Here is a 9,665-nt window from a genome sequence, read left to right as displayed (position 1 = left end):
CCTCCGGATCAAGCAGATCCAGTATCAGCGTGTCCACCACTCAGGGGGAGGCCCCGTCTTTCTCGAGGACCCGGAAGATGTTGATGCGTTCGCCATGGCATTCGATGCCGTGGTGGACGCTGCCTTGGATGTCGATGCCTCGCGCGAAATGATCAAGAGCTACATGAAAGGGAAGACCCCGTGACTGAACAGGCCAGCCTCAGCGCTGCCGACCTGGGCGACGTGGAGTGGCGCAAGTCGTCGTACTCCGGGGGCGGAGAGTCCCAGTGCGTCGAGGTTGCCGACCTCTCGCCCAACGGCTCCAACAAGATCGCCGTCCGAGACTCCAAGCGTCCGGCCGGCCTCGTCCTGATGCTGTCGGCCAGCGCATACACCACGTTCATCAACGTCGCTGCTGCCGGCGAGGGGTGAGCGGGGACCACCTCATCCTCCCCGGTCTTGACGGGGAGGCGGGGTGATCCCCGTTGTCATCAGGGTGTCAGCGATGGTACTGACAATCCATAGAGCCACGGCTCTCACCTGCACGACTGAGGTGGGGGCCGTGGTTGTGTCTCCAGCAAGGTCGCCGGCCCCAGGCCCACCCCGGTTTCAGCCCCGTCCGCCACTCAACCAGGCCGACAGAACCGGCAATCGTCTACACCGCGGACGCATTCGCCGCTTTCCCCCGCACGCAGCATCCGAGCCTTGCGCCTGTATAGAGCTACCCCGTCTGCCTGCTGTCAGTGTAGGGTCCGCGACTTCGTGCGCACTCACTCCTGCGGAAACGCCGGGATTCGGGCCTGATGCGCACTCGTCCGGGCAGCGGCTTCGCACAGGGCGTCCAGGTCTCCGCCGTCGTGGTGGGCTGTGCCAGCAGCGTCGTGGTGACTCACTGGTGTCCCGGTGAGTAACTGGCCTTGAGGGCTGTGACCTGCGGTGGGGAGGTCGTCGTAGGTCACCAGTGAGTCACCGTTTCGATCGTGTCCCACCTGTGATGCCGAGGGCGTTGCCGTGGGGAGCGAGCTGGTGAGGACGCCGCCGTTTCGTGGGCAGAGCAAGTCCCCTCCCACGAAAGGCGTCACCATGAATCCCATCCCCCCACGGCGTGACCGCATGGCGCGGCGCACACCTGCCTCGGCGGTTGCGTCTCTTCGGCGCTCCCGTCCCGAGACCGTCCCGGCCGGACGGCTGGTCTCCCGCGGGCCCCGGTTCACGCGGGTCGGGATCTGGACCGCGCTCGCGGCCGGTCCTCTTGCTCTGGTCGTCGCTCTGGCCGCTCCGAGGGCGACGGTGGCACAGGCCGCACCCGCCCCGCACACCAGCGACACGGTGAGGCCTCCGGCCGATCCGGGCGGTGCGGCGGAGATGTTCGTGGAGCTGTGGCTGCGGGCCGACGCGGCCGCCCCCGACAGCGCCGTCGCCGCGGCTGTACGGGTGCTGGCCCCCCAGGCGGAACTCCCGAAGCGGCCTCGCTCCGAGGCTGGCGCCCCGGTGTTGGAGGCTCGGGCAGTGACCGTGCGGACGGCCTTGGGGCCCGGCGATGGGTGGACGGCGGTGGTCGCGGTGATCGGCGACCGCGACCAAGCGGCGCCTTCGGGGCCGGGAAACCCTGCGGTAATCCCGGTAGTGCGGTACTTCGCAGTGTCCGGGACTGGCGGGAAGGACGGCGGCCCGGTCACGATCGGCGATTCGCCGGCGGAGGTCGCCGCGCCGGCCGCGTTGGCGGTACCCGACGCCGAATTCACCCGGCCTGTCCCGGCCTCCGGAGCGTTGGCGGTCTCGTTGGGTGAGTTCGTCCGCGCCTACCTGGGTGGGCCGGGATCGGGTCTGGACCGGTATCTGTCCCCTGGACTCCAGGTTTCCGCGCCCAAGCTCGCTCCGTACGTCCGGGTGGATGTCGAGGACGTTGCCGCGGACGCCGAGGTCGCGGCCGGTGCGTCGGTGCCGGCGGACGGTGTGAAGGCTCGCGTCCGGATTCGGGTGAACGGGGAGGACCGGGCCGGGGTGCGGTGGCCGTTGGCTTACCGGCTGGAGGTGACCGCCCGGGCCGGACGATGGGAGGTCAGCGTTCTGGAAGCCGGAGTCACTGCCCCGGCCCCGGTCTCGGCGGCACCCTCCCCTGCGACTGTCGCGGGTGGGGCCCGATGAACCCGACGGACACGGTGATGCTGGCGGGCAAGCTGGACGTGCTGGGCAACTCCCTGCTCGGGACGCTGTCCAGCTGGGGTGACAAGGGGCTGAAGGTCGCGCTGATGGTGGTGGTGCTTGCGGCCATCGTCCGCAACTTCTCCCTGAAGGCCGGTATCGGCGCGCTGCTTGCGATGATCGTCGCGTTGAGCCTCTACAACTCCCGCGATTCGATCGCCGGCATGTTCTCTGACGAGATCAACAACCCCGCTCACGGCGCCGGATCCATCACCCTCGTGGTGATCCCCGACATCACGGTGAGCGGACAGGCTCTGTGAGCGCGGCACGGCCGCGCGTGGCGCGGGTCTACACGAGCGCGCGCAGGCACCCGTGGGTGCTGGGCAAGCTCGGTGACTGGACGATCTGGTTCGGGCCATACACGCCGGCTCAGTTGGTGGTGCTGGGTGGCGGGGCGTTCGCGCTCATCAAGACGTACGCCTGGTGGTCATGGGCAGGTCCGGTGCCGGTCGTGCTGTGGCTGGGCGGGGTGTGGGCGGTGCGCGGTGCGCAGATCGCCGGGCAGAACCCGTTCACCGCGCTGCTCGGCGTGGTGACGCTGCTGTTGCGTCATCCCGCTGGGCGGATCGGGGGCCGCGTCGCCCGTGACCGGCAGCCCTCCCACCTGCGGGGCCGGTTCGTCATCGAGCCGGGGCCCGAGGAGCCGTCTGATCCGCGGGCTGTCGTGATCGCGGCCGTCTCGGCCGGGCCTCGTGCGGCTGCCGGTTCAGGTCTGTCCCGGCTGCTTGCGGATACGGCCGGCGTCATGGGGAGGGCTGCGTGATGCGGACTCCGTTGCGGCATGTAACAGGGCATCTGCTGTGGTCGGCGGCGGCCCGTGTGTGGGCGGTGTGGCGGGTGACGCCGCTCCCGGGGGGCTATCTGCCCGTCGAGGTTCACCAGGAGTTGCTGGGCCGGATCGCCTCGCTGGTGCGGTCGATGCCGGGCATGGACCCGCGCCTTTTTGTGCTCGCCTCCCGTATCGATCCGGGCGAGGTGGCCGAGCGGATGACGACGGGGGTGGACTGGCAGCGTCTTCCCGGCTGGGCGGAGACCTGTGCGGCGGCTGTCGATTTGCTGACTGGGCAGGAGATGCATGAGCGGACCCTGTGGCTCGCCGTCCCGTTGCCGGGCAGGGGCGGAGCGGCGACGGCTTCCTTCAACAGCCTGTACGCGGAGTTGTCGGCGGCGTTGGACCTGCCTCCGGTTCCGGTACCGGAGGCTGAGGTTCAGGCCGCGTTCAAGGAAGCGGAGCGGATCCAGACCTCGTTCGGGGGCGGGCTGGGACTGCGACCGGCGTCCCCGGCGGAAATCGTGTGGATGCTCCAGCATGCCGTTCACCGCGGTCTCGACCAGGAGCCGCTGCTCTCGGACGCCGAGCACAGCCCCCTCTTCGGCAGCCGGGTTCGATCGGGAAGGCTTCAGTCCCCGTCGTACGCGGATCTGGGGCAGATCCGGCTGGCCGAGGGCGGCCAGGAAGCCCTCAAGGAGGCCAAGTCCGCCGGTAGGCCGTGGTGGCGGTCGGTGGGAGCGTCTTCGCCGGTGGGCCGGCGATGGTTGCAGGTCGAGTCCGAGGCCGGGACCGGCTACCAGGCTCACCTGGTCCTCGCGGAGCTTCCGCCTGCGGTATCGGTCCAGCACGCCGACGTCCTGGCTCAGTTGGAGGGTCTGCCGTTCCCGGTGGACGTCGTCGTGGACCTGCAGGTGGTACCGGCGAGGAAGGCCCGCGCGCAGGTCCAGCGCAAGAAGCGTGAACTGCTCGACCAGGCCGAGCAGTACGGAGCGCAGCCCACCGGCATGCCGCACTCACTGCCAGACGCGGCCGGCGACCTCGCCGAGCAGGACGCGCGGATGGCACGGACCTCGGTCGAGGTCGAAGTGCAGTCGGTGACCGTGCTCAGTGTGTGGGGGCCGGACGCGGCGACGTGTGATGCGCGGGCGAGGGAGCTGTCGGCAGCCCTGTCGGGCGGCGACTACCGGGTGGAGCGCCCTTACGGGATGCAGGAAGACCTGTTCGCCTTGAGTCTGCCCGGTGCGGTGCGGGCGCAGAAGCTTGCCCAGTTCACGCAGCATCAGCTCTCCGAGGACTGGGCTGCTTCGGGTGCGCTCACGCTCTGCAAGGTCGGTGATCCGACGGGGGTGATGATCGGCCACGACCTGGACAGCGGCACGATCCGGCCGGTCCTTCTCAATCCTGCCGATGCCCCGCAAGTCAACGCCTCTGCATCCAGCGCCGTCGTCGGAGATCTGGGTGGCGGCAAGAGCGTCCTGGAGAAGCTGGTCACCGGCGCGGTGGTCGACCGGGGCGGGCAGGCGATCGTCATCGACCGGACCCCGATCCGGGAATGGGCGAGTTTCGGAAAGTCGGCGATGGGCGAGCGCTGCCAGGTCATCGACGCGGCCCAGGCCCGGATGTCGATCGACCCGCTGAGGGTGTTCGGCGGGCCGATCGGCGCCCACTACGCCCTGTCCTATCTGACGCTGCAGCTCGGGGTCGGGGCGATGACCTCCGCTGGCGCTGTCCTGCACCACGCGGTCGAAGAAGTCTCGGCTGGACCGGAGCCGTCGATGGGCATGGTCCTGGACGTCCTGGCCACCCTGGCCGAAAGCGTCAGCAGCACGGCCCGCGGGGACGCGGCTGCGACCATGGCCGACCTGCTGCGAATCGTGCGCGCAAACCCGCTCGCGGCGATGGTGTTCGACCCGCTCCTGCCGCCCGTCACGCTCGCCGGAGACCTGGGCGCCGACCTGGTCGTCGTCACCACCACCGGCCTCACCTTGCCGCCCAAGGAGGCGTTCGCCGACGTCGAGGTGCTGCGCCAGCAGCCCTTGGAGGCGCTGATCGGGCGGGCAGTGCTGTACCTGATCGCGGCGATCGCACGCCAGGCCGCCTTCACCGACCCGAGCCGCTTTTGTCTGGTCTCACTGGACGAGGTCTACTGGCTGACCTCCTCGGCTGAGGGGTCCGCGCTGGTCCACGAGCTCGTCCACGACGGGCGCAAGCACGGCGCCGGCGCCTTCCTGGGCGCCCACGACGAAGCCGAACTCGGCCCGGACGCCGCGCTGATCGCCTACCGGTTCCTCGCCCGCACCACCGACAGGGCCCGCGCGGCCAAGGGCCTGCGCTTCCTGGGCCTGGACGGTGAGGACGAAGACCTCCTGCGACTTGTGACCACCGGCCTCTCACCGGTCGGCCAGGCCGGCCGCGAGGGCGAGATGTTGCTGCGCGATCCGCGCATGCAGGTCGGCCGGATCAAAGTCGTCGTCCCCCCGGTGCCGCGTCTCAAGGAATCCATCTTCACCACACCCGGCCGAACCACCCGGCCTGTAGCCCTCGGGGGACAGTGATGACCCGCGTGAACGGTGTCCGGCTGCTGCTCGTCGCGGCCGTCGCCCTGCTCCTGCTCACCTGCACCGTCGCAGCCTGGGCCCTGCCCCATGCCCGCCCTTTCGCCCCGGCGAGCGGGAGTTCCACTTCCGCGGCAACCGTGGACGATCACTGTGGGTGGATCATCGGCCCGGCTCACGACTACTGCCCGCTCGCCCTCAGCCGGCCCGCCAAAACGCCGCTCTCGACGGAGCAGGCCACTTTCAAGCCCAGCGGGTCGGGCGGCGGAACCGGCCTGCTGCTGTTCTCGACGCTCGCCATCGCGGCCGCGATCGGGCTCGTGTCCACCGCGGGGCGGCGGCTGTGATCACCCGCTTCCGCATCGACCGGGGGACGCTGCGCGCGGCCGGGTTCGTCACCCTGCTGACGGTCGTGTTCCTCGTGGTGAACACCGCGGTCGCCGCCGCGGCCGAAGGGAACGCCGACACTGCGGGCGGGGGGCTGCTGGCCCCTCTCAATGTGGCCAGTTCCGAAGGTGTGCCGCTGGACGGCTACGAGTTGGCAGCCGATGGGGGCACGGTCCTGAACGTGGTCGGCCAGGTCCAGGTCCTTGTGCTGGGGGGTCTGTTCTCACTGGTGCGGATGCTGGTCGGGCTGTGCTGCTGGGCGGTCGACTTCGTGTTCGAGTTCCCCCTGCTGCGTCTGCTGACCGCCCCCGCGCAGGACCTCGCCGACACGTACGGCACGCACGTCGTCGGCGCGCTGGGCCTGCGAGGCCTCCTGCTGGGCTGGGCGTTCGTGTTCGGCCTCATCCTGTTCGTGCGCGGCAAAGTCGGCTCCGGGCTCGGGGAGATCGCGCTCACGCTGGTGATCGCGGCTTTCGCAGCGAGCGCCTTCATCCGCCCGGACTACCTCCTCGGGCCGAACGGTCCCCTCGAGCAGGCTCACCAGGCTGCCGTCGAGGTCGCCCAGATCACCACCAGCAGCTACTTCGGCGAGACCTCCGGCGCAGGCGATCCATGCGACGTGATCGTCGGCCCGGTGAAAGACGCCTGCGACAACTCGGACGCCAAAGGTGCCTCCGTTGCCCGGCCGATCCAGGACGCACTGACCAACGCGCTCGTCGTCAAGCCCTACATGCTTCTGCAGTACGGCCGGGTCCTGGACCCCAAGGACCCTGCGGACAAGGCCGCCTACGACGCCCACATGCACTGGATCACGACCAAGAGTGGTGCAAATCAAGCACCGGACAAGGGTCCGTGCCGGCTGCTGCGAGGCCCGGCCAAGGCGTACTGCAACGGCGAGGGCCCCACCGGGCTGGCCCCCTCCGGCGGGCGCAGCCCCGCCAACCCGCTCACGCCACCGACCAGCCCCGGATTCCAAACGCTCCTCGATGAGCTGTCCAAGGCCGGGGACACGGGCAAGGCTGCCGCCGCGTACGCGAAGGAGCCGACCTGGGACCGGGTCGGCGCGGCCCTGCTCCTGCTGATCGCGGTCTGCGTGATCGCGCTGATGGTGATGTCGATGGTGCTGGTCCTGTTCGGCTCCCAGGCCGGCGACGTGGCGGCCGCGGCATGCGGGGGTGTCGCGTGGGTGTGGGCGATGCTGCCCGGCCCGTCCCGGATGGCTCTGTGGCGCTGGTTCGGCATGTTCATCGTCTCGATCATGGTGTCCTTCGTCACCGCGATGACCCTGCCGCTGTTCGCGATCACCGTGGACGTCGTCTTCTCCCGCAGCGGCCCCGATCTCATGGTCGAGCGGCTGCTGCTGTTGGATGCCATTGCGGTGGCGTTCCTCGTCTTCCACCGGCGGATGCTGGCCGCTGCTTCCACGTTCGGGCAGCGGATGACGACCAGGATGCGGTTCGCGAAGATCGGCGGCAGCCACCTGCCCGGCGACAACAGCGAGTTCGGCGCAGCCCTCGCCGTTCACGGCCCCCGCCACGGCGGACTGGGAAGTGCCTTGACAGGGCTCGGTCCGTCGCCCGCGCACAGCGTGCTCGGATCGCGCCTTCGCTCCCTTGGCAGCCTCTCGGCCCTCACGGATGGCACCGGTCTGCCGTTCGCCCCCGGCCGACTGATCGGGGACGCGCTCACCGAGGGACGCCGAGGCATCGCCCCCCTCGCGATGGCCCTGCGCGGCGCGCATGCCTTGCTTGTCGGTCCCCCGCCCGGGCATCACCCCGCAGCCGCCGCCCTCCACAACGCCGCCAGCGGTGCGCCCCCTGTGCCGGGCGAGGTTCAGGTCGACAAGCAGACCGGGGAAGTCGTGCACGACCCCGCGACCGACCGGCCGCTCCTGGGCTCGCGTATCCACGCGCGGGCTTCCCGGCTGCGCGGCTACCGCATCGCCCACCGCACAGGCCGCGTCGCCTACGCCACCACCGTCGGCCTGCCCCGAACCCTGCACGCCGCGAAGACCAAGAAGAGCGAGTTCACCCAGGACGCCCTGGCCCAACTCCGTGTGGCCCGCAACCACCTGGGCGACGACGCGCACGCGTGGGCCCAAGGAGGCCGCGCCGTCCGCGACCGTGTCGACGACACCGGCCAACGGCTGGCCACCGCCTGGCAGGTCCACGACCCCGCCGGAGCCATCCGTGACACCGCCATCGCCGCGGCGATCCATACCGCTCCGCTCACCGCCGCCAGCCGCACTCCCAAGCCGCGCACCACCCAGTCCACCCCGCCAACGGCCACCACCCCACCCTTGCCCACCGCTCACAGCACCCGCCCTGCCCCGACGCCAGAGCGTTCCCGGCAACCCGACACCGATACCGGCTCACGGTCGGCCAGCGGTGCGCAGACGCCGGCGGAGGCGAACGCCGCACGGCTTCGGGGAATCTTCGAGGCCCGCGCAGCCCAACGCCGCAGCCGTGAGGGCGGTGACCTGTGAAGGGCTGGAAGAAAATGGGCTGCCTGGGCCTGCTCCTGCTGGTGGCCGCCGCGTGCTGCACCGCTCCGGTCCTGCTGTCCACCGCCGCCGGCCAAGCCGCCGCCGGACAGCGCGGCCCGGTGAGCGCCGCGGCCACCGGCATCCCTCAGCGGATGCTCGCCGCCTACATCACCGGTGCCACCCAGGTCACCGCGCACGTCAGCGACTGCACGGGGATGCGCTGGCAGATCCTCGCCGGCATCGCGCGAGTGGAATCGAACCACGCCTCCGGCCACATGGTGGATCCGAGCGGGGACATCACCCCGGTCATCGTGGGCCCTCGCCTGGACGGCTCCGGAGCCGGCGGCAACACCACCGCCATCCGGGACACCGACGGTGGCCACTGGGACGGCGACACCGAGTTCGAACGGGCCGTCGGCCCCTTCCAGTTCCTTCCCGCGACTTTCCGCACCTACGGCAAGGACGGGAACGGCGACGGAACCGTCAGCCCGCACAACGCCGACGACGCCGCCGCCTCAGCGGCCGTCTACCTCTGCGGCAACGGCCGCGACCTGAACAACCGCGAGAAGCTGCGCGCCGCCATCCACACCTACAACGCGTCCTGGGCGTATGTGGACGACGTGTTGTCCGGGATCGACCGCTACGACGCCCTCGGCGCAGTCCCGGCCGCCCCGTCGGGGAACGCCGCCGCAGTCATCTCTGCAGCGCTCGCCCAGCAGGGGATCCCCTACTCCTGGGGCGGGGGCGGGCCCAGTGGTCCGACCACCGGGATCTGCTGCTCCCCCGGCGGGCAGGACGGCCGCACCGTCACCGGGTTCGACTGCTCAGGGCTGACCCAGTACGCGTACGCGCAGGCCAGAATCACCCTGCCGCGTACGGCAGCCGCCCAGGCGAGTGCGGGGCAGCGCATCCCCGCCGCGGCCGGCCTCGGCGCCCTGCAACCCGGCGACCTCGTCTTCTACGGCTACAACCCCACTGCCGACACGACCATCCACCACGTCGGGATCTACCTGGGTGACGGAAAGATGATCAACGCGCCCCGGCCCGGTAAGCCGGTTCGCGTCGACCCCGTTACGGCCATGCCTGATTACGCGGGTGGGGCGAGGCTGCTGTGACCTCTTCCCGCTGGAGCGGCGGCCGCCTTCTCGCCGTCGCCGCCCTCCTCACCATCGCAGGAAGCTGCCTTCTGCATACGGCACTGGAAAGCGCGGCCCCCACGACGAGCCGCACGGAACCTCAGGCCCAGGCAGCACGGTCAGGGGGCACTGAGGCCACCACGCCG

The 9,665-nt window shown here is 70.5% G+C and carries 9 protein-coding genes; all 9 read left to right on the top strand.

Annotated features, from left to right (window positions below; all coding sequences use genetic code 11):
• Positions 1–184: Scr1 family TA system antitoxin-like transcriptional regulator (locus ACFWBF_RS30305; protein WP_385607504.1), on the top strand; the 184-nt coding region annotated here is incomplete at its 5' end.
• Entirely contained in the window at positions 181–411 is a 231-nt protein-coding gene (locus ACFWBF_RS30300) for a DUF397 domain-containing protein (RefSeq protein ID WP_385607502.1), read from the top strand. The genes ACFWBF_RS30305 and ACFWBF_RS30300, both read left to right, overlap by 4 nt.
• A 933-nt stretch (positions 412–1,344) precedes the next feature.
• Complete coding sequence (locus tag ACFWBF_RS30295) at positions 1,345–2,127, top strand: conjugal transfer protein (protein WP_385607500.1); 783 nt, start codon at positions 1,345–1,347, stop codon at positions 2,125–2,127.
• Positions 2,124–2,444 (top strand): hypothetical protein, encoded by a 321-nt coding sequence (locus ACFWBF_RS30290; protein ID WP_385607498.1) that lies wholly within the window; start codon positions 2,124–2,126, stop codon positions 2,442–2,444. The genes ACFWBF_RS30295 and ACFWBF_RS30290 overlap by 4 nt, the downstream gene beginning before the upstream one ends.
• A 56-nt stretch (positions 2,445–2,500) precedes the next feature.
• The gene (locus ACFWBF_RS30285) at positions 2,501–2,947 is read left to right on the top strand and encodes a hypothetical protein (RefSeq protein WP_385607497.1); all 447 of its coding nucleotides are present in this window, start codon (positions 2,501–2,503) and stop codon (positions 2,945–2,947) included.
• Positions 2,947–5,511, top strand: a complete 2,565-nt coding sequence (locus ACFWBF_RS30280; RefSeq protein ID WP_385607495.1) for an ATP-binding protein — start codon at positions 2,947–2,949, stop codon at positions 5,509–5,511. The genes ACFWBF_RS30285 and ACFWBF_RS30280 overlap by 1 nt, the downstream gene beginning before the upstream one ends.
• A complete protein-coding gene (locus tag ACFWBF_RS30275) occupies positions 5,511–5,858 on the top strand; it encodes a hypothetical protein (RefSeq protein ID WP_385607493.1) in 348 nt (115 codons plus the stop codon). Before ACFWBF_RS30280 ends, ACFWBF_RS30275 begins: the two co-directional genes overlap by 1 nt.
• Complete coding sequence (locus ACFWBF_RS30270; protein ID WP_385607491.1) at positions 5,855–8,383, top strand: hypothetical protein; 2,529 nt, start codon at positions 5,855–5,857, stop codon at positions 8,381–8,383. The genes ACFWBF_RS30275 and ACFWBF_RS30270 overlap by 4 nt, the downstream gene beginning before the upstream one ends.
• Positions 8,380–9,498 carry an NlpC/P60 family protein gene (locus ACFWBF_RS30265; protein ID WP_385607489.1) on the top strand — a complete coding sequence of 373 codons (1,119 nt, stop codon included), beginning with the start codon at positions 8,380–8,382 and terminating at the stop codon, positions 9,496–9,498. Before ACFWBF_RS30270 ends, ACFWBF_RS30265 begins: the two co-directional genes overlap by 4 nt.
• The last annotated feature ends 167 nt before the right edge of the window (positions 9,499–9,665 follow it).

This window comes from Streptomyces sp. NPDC060028 (genome assembly GCF_042736725.1).
GTDB lineage: Bacteria > Actinomycetota > Actinomycetes > Streptomycetales > Streptomycetaceae > Streptomyces.
Note: the sequence above shows the minus strand (reverse complement) of the source record. Positions and strands in the feature narration are given on the sequence as shown.

Bases quoted from the DNA above. Each gene is read 5' to 3' on its own strand.
- ACFWBF_RS30280 (WP_385607495.1), top strand. From the start codon at position 2,947: ATGCGGACTCCGTTGCGGCATGTAACAGGGCATCTGCTGTGGTCGGCG.
- ACFWBF_RS30290 (WP_385607498.1), top strand. From the start codon at position 2,124: ATGAACCCGACGGACACGGTGATGCTGGCGGGCAAGCTGGACGTGCTG.
- ACFWBF_RS30295 (WP_385607500.1), top strand. From the start codon at position 1,345: ATGTTCGTGGAGCTGTGGCTGCGGGCCGACGCGGCCGCCCCCGACAGC.
- ACFWBF_RS30275 (WP_385607493.1), top strand. From the start codon at position 5,511: ATGACCCGCGTGAACGGTGTCCGGCTGCTGCTCGTCGCGGCCGTCGCC.